The organism is Streptomyces sp. NPDC042371 (assembly GCF_056437465.1).
Genome location: NZ_JBWKAP010000005.1, coordinates 605,692 through 621,281, shown reverse-complemented (window position 1 = coordinate 621,281; position 15,590 = coordinate 605,692). Strand labels below are relative to the sequence as shown.

General features: G+C 70.3%; 13 protein-coding genes. 3 read left to right on the top strand and 10 right to left on the bottom strand.

Going from position 1 to position 15,590, the window contains the following annotated elements; translation table 11 throughout:
* Positions 1–37: 37 nt before the first annotated feature.
* The 9 genes from pstA to AC068B_RS18860 form a co-directional block, all read right to left on the bottom strand.
* Positions 38–1,111 carry a phosphate ABC transporter permease PstA gene (gene pstA, locus AC068B_RS18900; protein WP_478672677.1) on the bottom strand — a complete coding sequence of 358 codons (1,074 nt, stop codon included), beginning with the start codon at positions 1,109–1,111 and terminating at the stop codon, positions 38–40.
* Entirely contained in the window at positions 1,108–2,130 is a 1,023-nt protein-coding gene (pstC, locus tag AC068B_RS18895) for a phosphate ABC transporter permease subunit PstC (protein WP_478672676.1), read from the bottom strand. The genes pstA and pstC overlap by 4 nt, the downstream gene beginning before the upstream one ends.
* 113 nt (positions 2,131–2,243) lie before the next feature.
* Positions 2,244–3,368 carry a phosphate ABC transporter substrate-binding protein PstS gene (gene pstS, locus AC068B_RS18890; protein WP_356266859.1) on the bottom strand — a complete coding sequence of 375 codons (1,125 nt, stop codon included), beginning with the start codon at positions 3,366–3,368 and terminating at the stop codon, positions 2,244–2,246.
* 382 nt (positions 3,369–3,750) lie between these two features.
* A complete protein-coding gene (locus AC068B_RS18885; protein WP_478672744.1) occupies positions 3,751–4,182 on the bottom strand; it encodes an NUDIX hydrolase in 432 nt (143 codons plus the stop codon).
* A 77-nt stretch (positions 4,183–4,259) separates the two neighbouring features.
* The gene (locus AC068B_RS18880; protein ID WP_478672674.1) at positions 4,260–5,405 is read right to left on the bottom strand and encodes a CHAD domain-containing protein; all 1,146 of its coding nucleotides are present in this window, start codon (positions 5,403–5,405) and stop codon (positions 4,260–4,262) included.
* Positions 5,386–7,737: an RNA degradosome polyphosphate kinase gene (locus tag AC068B_RS18875; RefSeq protein ID WP_468564176.1), complete on the bottom strand. Its 2,352-nt coding sequence runs from the start codon at positions 7,735–7,737 to the stop codon at positions 5,386–5,388. Before AC068B_RS18875 ends, AC068B_RS18880 begins: the two co-directional genes overlap by 20 nt.
* 160 nt (positions 7,738–7,897) lie before the next feature.
* On the bottom strand, positions 7,898–8,857 hold the full coding sequence (locus tag AC068B_RS18870; protein ID WP_478672673.1) for an ABC transporter permease: 960 nt from the start codon (positions 8,855–8,857) through the stop codon (positions 7,898–7,900).
* Positions 8,854–9,753, bottom strand: coding sequence for an ABC transporter ATP-binding protein (locus tag AC068B_RS18865; RefSeq protein ID WP_478672671.1), 900 nt, complete (start codon positions 9,751–9,753; stop codon positions 8,854–8,856). Before AC068B_RS18865 ends, AC068B_RS18870 begins: the two co-directional genes overlap by 4 nt.
* Positions 9,750–10,166 (bottom strand): GntR family transcriptional regulator, encoded by a 417-nt coding sequence (locus tag AC068B_RS18860; RefSeq protein ID WP_478672669.1) that lies wholly within the window; start codon positions 10,164–10,166, stop codon positions 9,750–9,752. The genes AC068B_RS18865 and AC068B_RS18860 overlap by 4 nt, the downstream gene beginning before the upstream one ends.
* Before the next feature lie 199 nt (positions 10,167–10,365).
* Between AC068B_RS18860 and AC068B_RS18855 the strand changes: the two genes are divergently transcribed.
* A complete protein-coding gene (locus AC068B_RS18855; RefSeq protein ID WP_356266847.1) occupies positions 10,366–10,707 on the top strand; it encodes an LppU/SCO3897 family protein in 342 nt (113 codons plus the stop codon).
* A gap of 120 nt (positions 10,708–10,827) precedes the next feature.
* On the opposite strand, the gene mshD is transcribed toward AC068B_RS18855, so the two are convergent.
* A complete protein-coding gene (gene mshD, locus AC068B_RS18850; protein WP_478672668.1) occupies positions 10,828–11,763 on the bottom strand; it encodes a mycothiol synthase in 936 nt (311 codons plus the stop codon).
* A gap of 541 nt (positions 11,764–12,304) precedes the next feature.
* Between mshD and AC068B_RS18845 the strand changes: the two genes are divergently transcribed.
* Complete coding sequence (locus tag AC068B_RS18845; RefSeq protein ID WP_478672667.1) at positions 12,305–14,137, top strand: bifunctional metallophosphatase/5'-nucleotidase; 1,833 nt, start codon at positions 12,305–12,307, stop codon at positions 14,135–14,137.
* Positions 14,138–14,287: 150 nt separating this feature from the next.
* Positions 14,288–15,562: an LmeA family phospholipid-binding protein gene (locus AC068B_RS18840; RefSeq protein WP_478672666.1), complete on the top strand. Its 1,275-nt coding sequence runs from the start codon at positions 14,288–14,290 to the stop codon at positions 15,560–15,562.
* The last annotated feature ends 28 nt before the right edge of the window (positions 15,563–15,590 follow it).

Here is a 15,590-nt window from a genome sequence, read left to right as displayed (position 1 = left end):
AAAAGGGACGTGCTGAGGGTCGCTGATATGGCCGCTGTCAGCGGCCCGTCTTGGGGGCCTTCCAGCGGGCTACGCCGCGGGCCGCCAGGTTGAGGATCATGATGAAGCCGATGAGGGCGAGTGCCGCGGCCCAGGCGCGGTCGATCGAGGCGTCGGTGCCTGCCGCGTACTGCTGGTAGATGTACAGCGGCAGCGAGCCCTGCGAGCCGTCGAACGGGTTCGTGTTGATCACGGGGTTCACCCAGACCAGCAGCAGGACCGGCGCGGTCTCACCGGCGATGCGGGCGACCGAGAGCATGACGCCCGTGGTGATGCCGCCGATCGCGGTGGGCAGGACGACCTTGAGGATGGTCCGCCACTTCGGGACGCCGAGGGCGAGGGAGGCCTCGCGCAGCTCGTTCGGGACGAGCTTCAGCATCTCCTCGGTGGAGCGCACGATCACCGGCATCATCAGGATGGCGAGCGCCATGGCGCCGGCCCAGCCGGAGTAGCTGAAGCCGAGGATCAGGATCCAGAAGCTGAGGACGAACAGACCCGCGACGATCGAGGGGATGCCGGTCATGACGTCGACGAAGAACGTGACGGTCTTGGCGAGCTTCCCGCGTCCGTACTCGACGAGGTAGACAGCGGTGAGCAGGCCGATCGGCACGGCGATCACGGAGGCCAGGAGCACCTGCTCCAGGGTGCCGATGATCGCGTGGTAGATGCCGCCGCCGGTCTCCTCGTCGGAGAGCAGGCCCATCGAGTGGGTGAGGAAGTACCCGTCGAAGACCTTGCTGCCGCGCTGCACGGTCTCGTAGATCAGCGAGGCCAGCGGGACGACGGCGAGCAGGAACATGACCCACACCAGCGAGGTGGCGAGGCGGTCCCTGGCCTGCCGGGCGCCCTCGACGGTCACCGCGAGGGCGTACGACCCGACGAGGAAGAGGACGGCGGCGATCAGGCCCCACTGGATGCGGCTGTCCAGGCCCGCCCCGGCGCCGATGCCGACCGCGACGGCGGCCGATCCGGCGGCGACGGCAAGCGGCGACCAGCGCGGCAGGCTCGCGGCCTTCAGTGTCGAGGGACGCTTGACGAGGGGGTTGGGCGGGATGGGTGTCGTGGTGCTCATGCGTTGGCCCCCGAGTACTCCTTGCGGCGCGCGATGATCAGGCGGGCGGCGCCGTTGACCAGCAGCGTGATGATGAACAGGACCAGGCCGGAGGCGATGAGCGCGTCCTGGCCGTACTCCGTGGCCTCGTTGAACTTGCTGGCGATGTTCTGCGCGAACGTGCCGCCGCCGTAGTCGAGGACGGAGGCCTGGATCACGAAGGTCGGGGAGAGCACGGTGGCGACGGCGATCGTCTCGCCGAGCGCGCGGCCGAGGCCCAGCATCGAGGCGGAGATGATGCCGGAGCGGCCGAAGGGGAGCACCGACATGCGGATGACCTCCCAGCGCGTGGCGCCGAGGGCCAGCGCGGCCTCCTCGTGCATCTTCGGGACCTGGAGGAAGACCTCGCGGCTCACGTTCGTGATGATCGGCAGGATCATGATCGCGAGGAGGATGCCGACGGTCATCAGGGAGCGCGGAGCGCCGCCCTGGTACTCGAAGATGCCGGTCCAGCCGAAGTAGTCGTCGAGCCAGCTGTAGAGCCCGGTGAGGTTGGGCGCGACCACGAGGGCGCCCCACAGGCCGTACACGATCGAGGGCACGGCGGCCAGCAGGTCGATCACGTAGGCGATGGGGGAGGCCAGCTTGCGCGGCGCGTAGTGCGAGATGAAGAGCGCGATGCCGATGGCGACGGGGACCGCGATCGCGAGGGCGATGATCGAGCTCACCACGGTGCCGAAGACGAGGACGGCGATGCCGAAGTACGGCTTGCCGCCGGTGCTCGCACCGGCCGGGTCCCATTCGAAGGTGGTGAGGAAGTTGCCCGTGTTGTCGGCGAGGGCGAGGGTCGTGCGGTACGTCAGGAACGCGGCGATGGCCGCCATGATCAGGAGGAGCACGATCCCGGAGCCACGGGAGAGGCCGAGGAAGATCCGGTCGCCGGGGCGGGTGGCACCGCGGGCGGCTGCCTTGCTCACCGGGGCCGTCGGCTCGACGTCGTCGACGGGGGGAGGAGCGGTCGTATTGCTGGGTATGTCCATGGGGTTCTCCGGTCTGCGGAGGCGCCGTGCGGGTGACGCAGGCGCTCCGTGGCGGCGGTGCACCGGACGGTGCGGCCGGCCCGGTACTGCGGGGCCGGCCGCACTCGGTTCAGCTAGCTCAGGCTCGCGACGGTGGAGCGGACCTTGGTGATGATCTCGGCCGGGATCGGCGCGTAGTCGTTGTCCTTGAGGACGTTCTGGCCGTCCTCGCTGGCGATGTAGGTCAGGAAGGACTTGGTGGCGGCGAGCGAGTCGGCCTTGTTGCCCTTCTCGCAGACGACCTCGTACGTCACCAGGGTGATCGGGTAGGCGCCCTCGGCGGTCGGCTTGTAGTTCAGCTCCAGGGCGAGGTCCTTGCCCTTGCCGACGACCTTGGCCTCGGAGATGGCCTTGGAGGCGTTGTCGACGGTGGCCTTCACCGGCTCCTTGGCCTCGGTCTTCAGGTCGACGGTCTTGACGCCCTCACCGGCGTAGGAGAGCTCGAAGTACGAGATGGCGCCCGCGGTCTGCTTGACCTGGCTCGCGACACCGGAGGAACCGTTCGCGGACTGGCCGCCCTTGGGCTCCCACGACTTGCCCGGCTCGTAGGGCCAGGCCTTCGGGGCGGCGCCCTTCAGGTACTTGGTGAAGTTGTCCGTGGTGCCGGACTCGTCGGAGCGGTGGAACGCCTGGACCTTGGTGCTGGGGAGCTTGACGCCGGGGTTGAGCTTCTCGATCGCCTTGTCGTCCCAGGTCTTGATCTTGTCGTTGAAGATGTCGGCCAGGGTCGCGGCGTCCAGGGTCAGCTTGTCGACGCCGGGGACGTTGAAGCCGATGGCGATCGGGCCGCCCACCATGGGCAGGTCGATGGCCTGGCTGCTCTTGCAGACCTTCTTCGACTTCTCGATCTCCTCGGGCTTCAGCGCCGAGTCCGAACCGGCGAACGCGGTCTGGCCCTGGAGGAACGCGGTGATGCCGGCGCCCGAGCCCGTCGGGTTGTAGTTCAGCTGCACGTCCTTGCAGTTGGTCGTGTAGACCTTCCGCCAGGCGTCGATCGCGTTCTTCTGCGCGGACGAGCCGGAGGCCGCGAGCTGGCCCTTGGCGTCGTCGCACTTGATGTTGGCGTTGGCGTTGGTCTCCTTGCCGCCATCGCCCGAGCTCGTGTCGTCGGAGCCGCACGCCGTGAGGGCCAGGGCGCCGGAGACGGCGATGGCGCCGAGGGAGAGGGCGCGGAGCCGGTTCTTGCGCTGAAGCTTCACTTCGGGTCTTCCTTCCGGGAGCCGCCGACCCATGCTGGCGGCGTGCGATGTGGTGCGTGTAGAGGTCTTACGTCGTGTTGTAAGGCCGAAATTAGGCAGGGCAGGTGAAGCGGCCGATGGGCATGAGTGAACGGCGGGTGAACCTCGGCGGTCGGCCTGGTTAGGCGAATCACTACGAAAAGTAGCGCTTCTACTACATAGCGTCATGGATGCTGGTCGGACGGGTCCGGATACGATCAGCGCATGATCATTCCGTTCCTCGTCGGCGTCACCGTCTTGCTCGCCGTCGCCGTCCTGGCCGTCCGGGTGGGCCTGGAGTTCCGCGCGGAGTGCCGCGCGCGGAGGAACACGGCCGCCTAGGACGGCCGCCTTGGGGAGAGGGCTAGCGCCCGCCCCCGGAAGAGGCCAGCGCGGCCAGCAGGTCGGCGACGAGTCCGACGTCCCTGCGGTGCGTCAGGTGGCGGCGGGCCGCGTCGGGCGAGAGCCACCGCAGGTGCGAGACCTCGGAGTTGGGGGCGAAGGTGCCCGAGAGCGCCTCGGCGGCCCAGTAGCGGACCTCCTTGGGGCGGCCCTGGGCGTCCCTGTAGTGGGCGGTGGGGAGCTCGGCGCCGAGCTCGCACGTCATGCCGGTCTCTTCGAGCACTTCGCGCAGGGCCGCCTCCTCGAACGTCTCCCCGCGCTTGAGCTTGCCCTTCGGGTGGGACCAGTCCGCCCACTTGGGGCGGTGGACCAGGGCGAGCTCGACGCCGTGCGCGGACCCGGTCCCGTGGCCCGCGGCGGGCGCCGGACGCCACAGCACACAACCGGCCGCCAGGACCGTGCTCTCCCCGCCGGGCCCGTCAGCTCCCCCGTACGTCTCTTCTCCCCTGTACGTCTCTTCTTCCCGGTACCTCACCGTGTCCTCGCCTCCTCGCGCAGCCAGGCCCGCTGGAAGACGAACCTGGCCGCCTCGACCTCATGGCGCTGGTCGGCATGGAGCACCCCCAGCGCGTACGCCGTGGCCGGGGCGATCCGTGGGGTCCTGGCCGCCTGGGCCGCCGCGCCCGCCGCCGACGCCGCCTCGCGGTGCACGTTCAGGGCATGGCTCGCGTCCGCGATGCGCGGGTCCGGGCGGGCGTGGCCCAGGAGGACCTCCTGCGCGTACCTGTGCAGGCGCAGCAGCGAGCGGACCTGCAGCCAGGGGGCGTCCTGGGCGTCCGGGGCGGTGTCCGTGGGGGCCAGGCCGTGGGCGAGGGCACCGGCGTTGTACGGGTGGCCCGCCTGGCCGAGGGGAAGGGCGGCGACGGCTTCGTCGAGGTCGGCCCGCGCCTGCTCGGCCCGGTCCGCCAGATCCCTCTCCGCGTCCTTCTCCGCGCCCTTCAGGGGGACCTCGCTGGCCAGTACGGCCACGTTGTCCGCCACCGCGTGGAAGCGGGAGGAGCCGAAGGCCTGGAGGGCGGTGGAGTGCGCCCGGGTCCTGGCGAGCGTGAGCTGCCGCTCCAGGAGGGCGGCGGCCTTGGCCGCGCCGACGGCCAGCCCGCGCGGGGTGCTGCCCCCGTCGGCGGCGCCCTGCACCGCGGGCCGGGGCTGCGCCCACCCGTTCCGCTGGGCCGCGGAACGTCGGCCCGCGGCGGGTGCGGCCAGGGCCGTGGCGGCGTGCAGGGTCCCGGCCGGGCCGGTCGGCCCCGGTACCGGCGCGGGGCCCGACAGGCGGTGCAGGGCCTCCAGGAGGCGGTCCAGGCGGGTGGCGTACGCGTGCTCCTGGGCCAGCGTGCCGGAGAGCCAGGCCAGTTCGGGGCGGAGCGACGCCGCCCAGTCGGCGTCGAGGAGCGGGCGGAACGTGTGGAGGGTGCCGCCGATGCGGCGGGCCGCGCGGCGCAGGGAGAAGGACGCCTCCAGGGACTCCTCCGCGCCCTGCGCGTCCGTGCTGCACTCGCGGTGCAGCCGCAGCGAGCGGAGGAACTCCGTGGCCTGGTCCTGCAGATAGGCCGTGAGTGCCTCACCGGCGGTGCCCGTGACCGGGCCCGCACCCGTCATCTCATGGTGTTGCTGTGCCACGCCGGCGCCTCCGGGCGTCTATGAGCATCTCCTGCACGTTGCGCAGGGGCTGGCCTTCCGGGTCCACCGAGTGGCGGGTCCAGTTGCCGTCCGCGCCCAGGTGCCAGGAGGCGGTGGTGTCCGACATGCCGGTCTCCAGGAGCCGGCTGAGGGCCGCCCGGTGCGCCGGGTCCTGGACCCTGACCAGCGCCTCGATACGGCGGTCGAGGTTGCGGTGCATCATGTCGGCGCTGCCGATCCACACCTCGGGTTCGCCGCCGTTGCCGAAGGCGAAGACCCGGGAGTGTTCGAGGAAGCGGCCGAGGACGGAACGTACCCGGATGTTCTCCGAGAGCCCCGCCACTCCCGGGCGCACCGCACAGATGCCGCGCACCCACACGTCCACCTCGACGCCCGCCTGCGACGCGCGGTACAGCGCGTCGACGACCGCCTCGTCGACCATCGAGTTGACCTTGATGCGGACGTAGGCGGGGCGGCCCGCGCGGTGGTGCTGCATCTCCTTGTTGATGCGGGACACGAGGCCGTCGCGCAGGGACTTGGGGGCCACGAGGAGACGGCGGTAGGTCTCCCTGCGGGAGTAGCCGGAGAGCCGGTTGAAGAGGTCGGAGAGGTCCGCCCCGACCTCCTGGTTGGAGGTGAGCAGGCCCAGGTCCTCGTAGAGGCGGGCGGTCTTGGGGTGGTAGTTGCCGGTGCCCACGTGCGAGTAGCGGACGAGGGACTCGCCCTCCTGGCGCACGACGAGGGAGAGCTTGCAGTGCGTCTTCAGGCCGACCAGGCCGTAGACCACGTGGCAGCCGGACTCCTCCAGCTTCCTGGCCCACTTGATGTTGGCCTGCTCGTCGAAGCGGGCCTTGATCTCGACCAGGACGAGGACCTGCTTGCCGGACTCGGCCGCGTCGATCAACGCGTCGACTATGGGGGAGTCGCCCGATGTGCGGTACAGCGTCTGCTTGATGGCGAGCACGTCCGGGTCGGCGGCAGCCTGCTCCAGGAACGCCTGCACGGAGGTGGAGAACGAGTCGTACGGGTGGTGCAGGAGTACGTCGCGTTCGCGAAGGGCGGCGAAGATGTCGGGCGCGGACGCCGACTCGACCTCGGCGAGGTCGCGGTGGGTGCCCGCCACGAACTTCGGGTACTTCAGCTCGGGCCGGTCCAGCTTGGCGATGCTGAAGAGGCCGGTGAGGTCGAGCGGTCCCGGCAGCGGGTACACCTCGGACTCGCTGATCTTCAGCTCCCGCACCAGCAGGCTGAGGATGTTCGGGTCGATGGACTCCTCGACCTCCAGGCGCACGGGCGGCCCGAAGCGGCGCCGCATGAGCTCCTTCTCCAGGGCCTGCAGCAGGTTCTCGGCGTCGTCCTCCTCGACCTCCAGGTCCTCGTTCCTGGTGAGCCGGAACATGTGGTGCTCCTGGATCTCCATGCCCGGGAAGAGCTCCTGGAGATGCGCGGGCGCGGCGATGACGTCCTCGATGGGGACGTACCGCTGCGGGGAGGCCTCCAGGAAGCGGGAGAGCAGCGGAGGGACCTTCACCCGCGCGAAGTGCTGATGGCCGGAGACCGGGTTGCGCACGACCACGGCGAGGTTGAGCGAGAGCCCCGAGATGTACGGGAAGGGGTGCGCGGGATCGACGGCGAGCGGGGTCAGGACGGGGAAGATCTGCTGCCGGAAGAGCGTGAAGAGCCGGGACTGCTCCTTCTCGGTCAGCTCGTGCCAGCGCACCAGGTGGATGCCCTCGTCGGCGAGGCCGGGCGCGACGTCGTCCTGGTAGCAGGCGGCGTGCCGGGCCATGAGCTCGCGGGAGCGGTTCCAGATGAGCTCCAGGACCTCGCGGGGCTGCAGGCCGGAGGCCGAACGGGTGGCGACGCCGGTCGCGATGCGGCGCTTGAGACCGGCCACCCGGACCATGAAGAACTCGTCCAGGTTCGAGGCGAAGATCGCCAGGAAATTAGCCCGTTCGAGGAGGGGTGTGTGCGGGTCCTCGGCCAGCTCGAGAACCCGCTCGTTGAAGGCGAGCCAGCTGCGCTCCCGGTCCAGGAACCGCCCCTGCGGCAGCTCGGCGCCGTCGTGGCCGACCGCGGCGTCCTCGTCGTACGCGTCGAGATCCGCGTCGATGTCGGGGTCGAGGTCGGAGACGGTGGCGGCGATGGTGGCGGGCCGGTGCGCGGCGATGGAACCCACGGAAGGCTGGGCGTGCCGGACCTGTCCCTGCGTGTTCTGCTGGCTCATGGACCCATTCTTCCGCGCGGGCACGACTATGGGCGCGTCGGAGAGCGCGGGAGCTAGGCGGAGCTTCCCGTTCACCGGGGCGGGGTCGGGCTCGGCAGGCTGCATTGAGCGAGCGTCGCAAGGCTGTCTGAATCAGCGGTTACGGCGACATGACGTGCAGGAAATCGGCCGAAGGCCCCCGGGCGTCTACACGGCGGGGGCCTTCGGCCAGCATACGGTTCCGGCCGCGGTCGGCATACGGTTCCGGCCGCGGTGGGCGTGCGGTTCAGGCCGTGCGGCGGCGCAGCAGCCGGAAGGCGGCGTACACGGCGACGGCGGTGAGGGCCAGCACGATCCCGGTCTCGATCAACTGGACGTACCAGAAGTGGGATCGGGGGTGGTAGTCCGTGTACCAGGCGGTGATCTTGTTGTCGGCGGGGCAGGAGAAGCCGGTCAACGGCTCCGGGGCGCACTCCGCCTGGTCGAAGCGCTGTCCCGCGGCGTTGGTGACGCCCCGGCCCACGACGAAGGTGTCGTCGGGCATCAGGCCGACCCACCAGTCCCCTTGGGGGGAGGAGCCGGTGGCCGTGCGGGTCGGGAGGAGGTCCCAGCGCACGCTGCCCATGATCATCAGCACGGCCCCGGTGACCAGGCCCGAGACGGACAGGGCGAGCAGCGTGCGGCGCACCAGGAGGCCGACGACGGCCCCGACGGCCACCGCGAGCAGTGCGTACGCCACGAGGACGGGTCCGGTGGCCTCGTAGACGCCCCGGTCGAACCACAGCATGCCGCTGCGGCCGTCCAGCAGGCTGGCGGAGCCGAACCGGAAGAGGGCCATGAGGACGAGCGTCGCCGTGACCGCCAGTGCCGCGGCCGTCGTCAGCTTCGAGGCGAGCCAGCGAGCCGGGGAGACCGACTGGGTCCACGCCAACTGGTGCAGCCCGGTCTCCAGTTCGCGCCCGATGAGCGGGCCCGCGACGAAGGCGCCGATCAGCAGCGGCACGAGCAGCAGGCCCGTCGAGGCGTGATCCATGGACGTGTAGAGCAGGCTGTCGGCGCTGCTGAAGCCCATGAAGGTCTCGCAAGGGGGCTCGTGGCACTCCTTCGCCGGATAGGCCCAGGCGGCCCAGCGCAGGAAGCCGGTGATCGCGGCGCCCAGGACGAGCGCGGCGGCGGCGCCCCACAGTGTGGTGCGGTGCAGGCGGGCGAAGACCCAGCGGCCGCCGCTCAGGATCGGCGTGCTCACGCGGACACCCCCGTGTTCCGCGGGGTGGCGCCGGGGGAGAGCAGCACCGGTGCGTCCGGGGTGCGCAGATGGGCCAGCAACAGCTCCTCCAGGGAAGGCTCTTGGACGTCCCAGTCGTCGCCGACCGGGCCCTCGGGGCGGATCAGGGCCGTCAGGCCGCGGCCGGTGGCGCGGGATTCGACGACGGTGTGCGGGTGGAGGCGGTCCGCCGGGCCGCGCCCGGTGACCAGGCGGTGTGCGCCGATGAGGTCGTCGAGGCCGCCGCCGAGGCGCACCCGGCCCTCCGAGACGAGCAGCAAGTGGTCGCATGCGTCGGCGAGTTCGCTGACGATGTGCGACGACATGACGACGGTGGTCCCGTGCTCGGTGGCCTCCGCCATGAGCGTGCCCATGAGCTGGTGCCTGGCGAGCGGGTCGAGGTCGGCCATCGGCTCGTCGAGGAGCAGCAGCTCGGCGCGCTTGCCGAGGGCGAGCGCGAGTGCGACGCGGGTGCGCTGGCCGCCGGAGAGGGTCCGGACGCGGGCGTCGTGGTCGAGGCCGCCGACGCTCGCGACGCGCTCGGCGACGGCCGGGTTCCAGCGCCCCGGGTTGAGCTCGGCGCCGAGCCGCAGCGTCTCCGCGACGGTCAGCTGCGGATAGAGCGGCTTGCTCTGGGCGACGTACGCGACGCGCTCGCGGGCCTCGGCGGGCCGGGTGCCGAGCACGGTGAGCGTGCCCCCGGTGGGGCGGGCGAGGCCCGCCGCGAGGGTGAGCAGGGTCGACTTGCCCGCGCCGTTCGGGCCGACGACCGCGCAGACGCGGCCGGTGGGCAGGCGGAAGGCGCAGTCCCGCAGGGCGTATCGGCTCCGTCCGAAGCGTTTGGTCAGTGCGGTCGCCTCGATGGCGGTGTCGGTCATGCGGGGTCCCCCCTGGTTTCCAGCTCCTGGGTCTGCGAATCGCCGAACTGTTCTTCCAGTACGGCCGTGAACAGCGCCGCCACGTCGTCCCTGTCGAGCCCCGACTGCCGGGCCCGGGCGGCCCACTCGGCGAGTTCCCCCCGCAGCGGCGAGTCGGTGGCCGCGCTGCCGAGCGTCCGGCGGACGAACGTGCCGAGGCCGCGGCGGGCCTCGACCAGGCCCTCGCGCTCCAGCTCGCGGTAGGCCTTCAGCACGGTGTTCGGGTTGATGGCCGTGGCTTCGACGACCTCACGGGCCGTCGGCAGCTTGTCCCCGGGCTCCAGCAGGCCGAGGCGCAGCGCCTGGTGGGTCTGCTGGACGATCTGGAGGTACGTGGCGACGCCGCTGCGCCGGTCGATGCGGTACTCGACCACTGCCTTGCACCACCCTTTCACTAATTGAGTAGTGAAAGGGTGGTGCAAGAGCGGGCCTCCGGTCAAGTGGAAGTTTTGAGACGTCTTCTCGGAGGTTTCGAGGGAGGTGCTCCGGGGGTTTCGGGGAGGCCCCCGCGATCTTGTAGCGTCTGCCGCTCAGAGTTGACGTGAACACGCACGACAAAACGGGGGTTCCACCATGTCCCAGCAGCGCCTTTCGCCCCTCATGAAGGTGGCGGTCGTTGTCATCGCGGCGGTCATCGCGGGCGTCTGGATGTACACGAGCCGCGGCAACACCACCGGGCCCGACAGCGAGAGCGCGAAGGAGCCCGCGGTCGCGGAGGTCGGTGACTGCGTGCAGAACAAGGGTTCCGACGGCACTCCCGACATGGAGGTCATCGACTGCTCGGACCCGAAGGCGGAGTACGAGGTCGCGAGCAAGTTCGAGAACGAGTGCGAGCCGGGGCAGAGCCGGTACGAGCAGACCCGGCGGGGCCGGGTGCAGTTCTCGATGTGTCTGACGAAGGCCGGGGCGAAGTAGCCGGGAGGTCCGGCGGTCCGGCGGTACGAAGGGCGCGGCTCCCCTCTCTTGGGAGGGGGCCGCGCCCTTCGTGTGTGCTGTTCGTGTGTGCTAGGGGAGGGGGTGTGCTGGCGGGAGGGGTTAGGACTCCGTGCGGTACATCAGGTCCGTTTCGTGCGTGACGAAGCCGAGGCGCTCGTAGACGCTCACGGCCGCCTTGTTGTCCGCGTCCACGTACAGCATCGCGGTCGGCAGGCCCGCCTGCGCGAGGTGGCGCAGACCGGTCGTCGTCAGCGCCTTGCCGAGGCCGCCGCCCTGGGCTCCCGGCCGTACGCCCACCACGTACACCTCTCCGAGGCGCTCGTCGGCGTGCACCTTCGTCCAGTGGAAGCCGACCAGTTCGCCGTCGCTCTTGCGCTCGGCGAGGAAGAAGCCCGCCGGGTCGAACCACGGCTCCGCCTTGCGGTCGTCCAGGTCGCGCTGGGTGAGGGCGCCCTGCTCGGGGTGGTGGGCGAAGGCCTCCGCGTTCACCGCGAGCCAGGCCGCGTCGTCCTGTCCTGGGACGAAGGTACGTACGGTGACGCCCTCGGGGAGCGCCGGGTCCGGCAGGTCGAGGTCGGCCAACGGGCGGCGCATCTGACGCAGTTCGCGGAAGAGGGCGAGGCCGAGCACCTGGGCCAGGTGGCGGGCCGCGGAGTGGCCGCCGTGCGCCCACACGCGCAGTCGGCGGCCCGACTCCGCGAGCAGCGCGGTGCCGAGCGCCCTGCCGTGCCCGTGCCCGCGGCGCGAGGGGTGCACGACGAGCTCCGCTGCGGGGGCCTCGATGGGGTCGGTGTCCTCCAGCTGCGCGTACCCGACGAGCTGGTCGTCGACGGTGAGCAGCAGGTGCCGGACGCCGTCGCGGGCGCCGCCGCGCAGCTGCAGCCGGCCCTGCTCGGACACCGCCTGCTGACCGTCCGTACGGGCAGCCTCGGCGAGCAGCGCGAGGACGGCGTCGGCCTGCGCGGAGGTGAGTTCGGCGAGGGTGTCGATCTTTCGGAGGGGGGTGGGGGTGTCGGCGGGGCGGTCGTCAGTCATGTCCCCGAGCGTATTCTGGCGGGGGCGCCTTTGGGGGGTGGGGGCGTTGCGGTGCTCGCCTTGTCCTCAGGCGCCGGGCGGGCTCCCCTCTCTGGCTGGTGTGGTTCTTCGGCTCCCCGCCGGGGGGTGGGTTATCGCGCTCCGCGCTCGTCCTCAAGCGCCGGACGGGCTGAAGACGCGTCCCCGCGCCTCGTCCTCAAGCGCCGGACGGGCTGAAGATGTGTCCCCGCGCCTCGTGCTCAGGTGCCGGACGGGCTGAAGATGTGTCCCCGCGCCTCGTGCTCAGGTGCCGGACGGGCTGAAGATGTGTCCCCGCGCCTCGTGCTCAGGTGCCGGACGGGCTGAAGATGCGTCCCCGCGCCTCGTCCTCAGGTGCCGCACGGGCTGAAATGCGTCCCCCCCCACTTCGCCCCTCCGTCTCTCACCCCTCCGTCTCTCAAGGGCAACCAGGCTGTAACCAGCAACCCTCTGTTCCGCTACGCGCGTTGACTCTAGGCTGCCGACGGTCCCAGTCTTCTCACACCGAATCCCGGGGGAACGCGTGTCCGCCATACCTAAGCATCGACGGCCCAGGCGTCGGGCCACTCGTGTTCTTGCCGTGGCGGCGGGGCTCGCCACCGTGGGGGCGTTGGTCGCCTCGTTGCCTGCCAGTGCGGGGCAGGACGGGTCGGGTGGGGGCAAGGGAGGGCAGAAGCGCACCGTTGATGTGCAGTTGCTGTCCTTCAACGACTTCCACGGGAATCTGCAGCCGCCCGCCGGGTCGTCGGGGCAGGTGACGGAGAAGCAGGCCGACGGGAGCGAGAAGAAGATCGACGCCGGTGGCGCCGAGTATCTTGCGACCTCGCTGCGCGCCGCCCGTAAGGGGAATCCGTACAGCGTCACCGCCGCCGCGGGTGACCTGATCGGGGCCAGCCCGTTGCTCTCCGGGCTCTTTCACGACGAGCCCACCGTCGAGGCGATGAACAAGCTCGACCTGGACGTCACCAGCGTCGGCAACCACGAGTTCGACGAGGGGGCCAAGGAACTGGCCCGCATGCAGAACGGTGGCTGTCACCCCAAGGACGGGTGCTTCGAGAAGGACAGCCACGGCAAGGGGAAGAAGTTCAAGGGGGCCGATTATCCCTATCTCGCCGCCAACGTCACCGACGAGAAGACCGGCAAGCCCATCCTCAAGCCCTACTGGGTGTGGAAGCACAAGGGCGTCAAGGTCGGCTTCATCGGCGTGACGCTGGAGGGCACCCCGGACATCGTCTCCGCCGACGGAGTCAAGGGGCTGAAGTTCCACGACGAGATCGAGACCGTCAACAAGTACGCGAAGATCCTCGACAAGCAGGGCGTGAAGTCCATCGTCACCCTCATCCACGAGGGCGGCGTGCCGAAGAGCCAGACGTACAACTACGACTGCGACTCGCCCGGCGCGGGCGACGGGATCTCGGGGCCGATCACCACCATCGCCAAGGGCATCACGCCCAAGGTCGACGCCCTCGTCACCGGGCACACCCACAACGCGTACGTCTGCACGATCCCCGACCCCGCGGGCAAGCCGCGCATGGTGACCTCCGCCTCCTCCTTCGGGAAGCTCTACACCGACACCACGCTCACGTACGACCGCAAGACCAAGGACATCGTGCGGACGAGCGTGAAGTCGGCCAACCACGTCGTCAGCCGTGAGCAGGCCAAGGCCGCCGACATGACCTCGCTGATCTCGCGCTGGGACAAGCTGGCCGCGCCCGTCGCCAACAAGGCCGTCGGCCACATCTCGGCGGACATCCCGGGCCGAGGCGCCGGTGTCCCCGAGTCCCCGCTCGGCGACCTCATCGCGGACGCGCAGCTCGCGCACGCCAAGTCCCTCGACCCGGAAGCCGACCTGGCACTGATGAACCCGGGCGGCATCCGCTCCGACATCGTCTTCAAGGCGAGCGGCAGCGAGGGTGACGGCGTCGTCACCTACGGCGAGGCGTTCACCGTGCAGCCGTTCAGCAACACCGTCAATCTGGTCGACCTGACCGGCGCGCAGCTCGTGACCGGGCTGAAGCAGCAGGTCAGCGGGTCCAATGAGGCCTCGCCGAAGGTTCTGCAGGTCTCGGACGGGCTGACGTACACGCTGGACATGACCAAGACCGGCGCGGACCGTGTCGTCGCCGACTCGATCAAGCTGAACGGCAAGGCGATCGACCCCGCGGCCACCTACCGCGTCGCGATGAACTCCTTCCTCGCGGGCGGTGGCGACGGCTTCGCCGAGCTCGGCAAGGGGACGAAGCCGCTGGTCGGCAGCGACGACCTGAAGGCGTTCAGCGACTACCTGACCGCCAACTCCTCGGCGGACAAGCCGATCGCGCCGCCGAAGGCCGACCGGATCACCATCGTGAAGTAGCGAGAAGTGAAGTAGGTCGTGACACAGGTTGCCTTGCGGTGGCCTGCGCGTGGCGTGTGATGAAAACAGCGCGTTAAAGAAGCGGCCGAAACCGGGTGTTACCGGGTGTAAGGCTTGGGGTGGGGTGTGAACGTATGGTGAGATCCTCTGATGCGTTCCCCCCACCGCATAGCCACGCGTCCTTCGGACGCTGCCCCGCTCGACGACCACGACGATCAGCAGAACGACACCGCTCAGCTGCCGGTCTCCTCGTACAGCAATCCGTACGACGAGCTCGCCGCGCTCGCGCCGAACCCGCTGGAGGAGTTCCTCCACGAGGACAAGGGCGAGGGTGAGGCGGTCGAGGCGGAGAAGCCCTGGGCGCCGCCGAACCATCGGCGCGGCAGCCGCCGCCGGAACCGCTTCGCGGGTCTGCCGCTCGCCGCGAAGGCCCTGGTGGCCGTCCTGGTCGCCACCGCGTTCCTCGCGCTCGGCGACCGCTGGGCACTGCTCTACGCCGAGCACGAGGCCGCGGAGAAGCTCAAGGACCAGATGAACCTGAGCGCGGCGCCCGAGGTCGACATCGAAGGGTTCCCCTTCCTCACCCAGGTCTTCGACAAGCGCGTCGACAAGGTGAAGGTCACGGTCCCCGATGTCGCGGCCGACCGGATCTCGCTCGCCAAGGTCTCCGCGACCGCCACGAACGTCACGATCGACGGCGACGGGCCCACCTCGATCAAGGGCGCCAGCATCGGCGAGATGAACGGCGAGGTGCTGCTCTCCTTCGAGGACCTCAACCGTGAACTGGGCGCCTCCCAGGTCACGTTCACCGGCCACGGCCACGACCAGGTCCTCGCGCGCGGCACGCTGCCCGTCGCGGGACACGACCTGAAGGTCCGCGCCGACGCCCGCATCGAGCGCAACGGCGACCGCGGCATCTCCACCGACATCGGCGGCATGAGCCTGCAACTCGGCGACCTGGCGACGTACCGTCCGGGTACGCGCGAGAAGGAGGGCCTGCACCTGTCGCAGAAGTCCGCCGACCGCGTCGCCGACGAGACCTCGAAGGCGAAGGCGCTGCTGTCCGTCCCGGCGATCGTCGAGCGGCTCGGCGTCCCGCGGAACGTGGTCAGCGAGGCCCTGAAGAGCGACGCCAAGCTCAACGAGCTCACCGGCTCGCCGCGCTTCGTGAACGACGTCATGGGCCTGAACCTCATCGACGTCGCGATGGGCCACCCCGAGCTCCTCAAGAAGCTCGGCCTCGACCCCGCCCTCCTGAACGGCCTCTCCCAGCTCACCCGCCCCGTCCTCGCCGACCGCCTCACCCTCGCCTTCCAGCTGCCGAAGCTGCCGGGCGCCGGGACGATGGCGCTGCAGGACGTGACGGTGGAGAAGGAGGGCATCCGGGTGCGGATCGCCGGCTCCGGGATCGGGATCGGACGCTAGGGCCCTCCGGCGGATCTCCGCGGAAGAA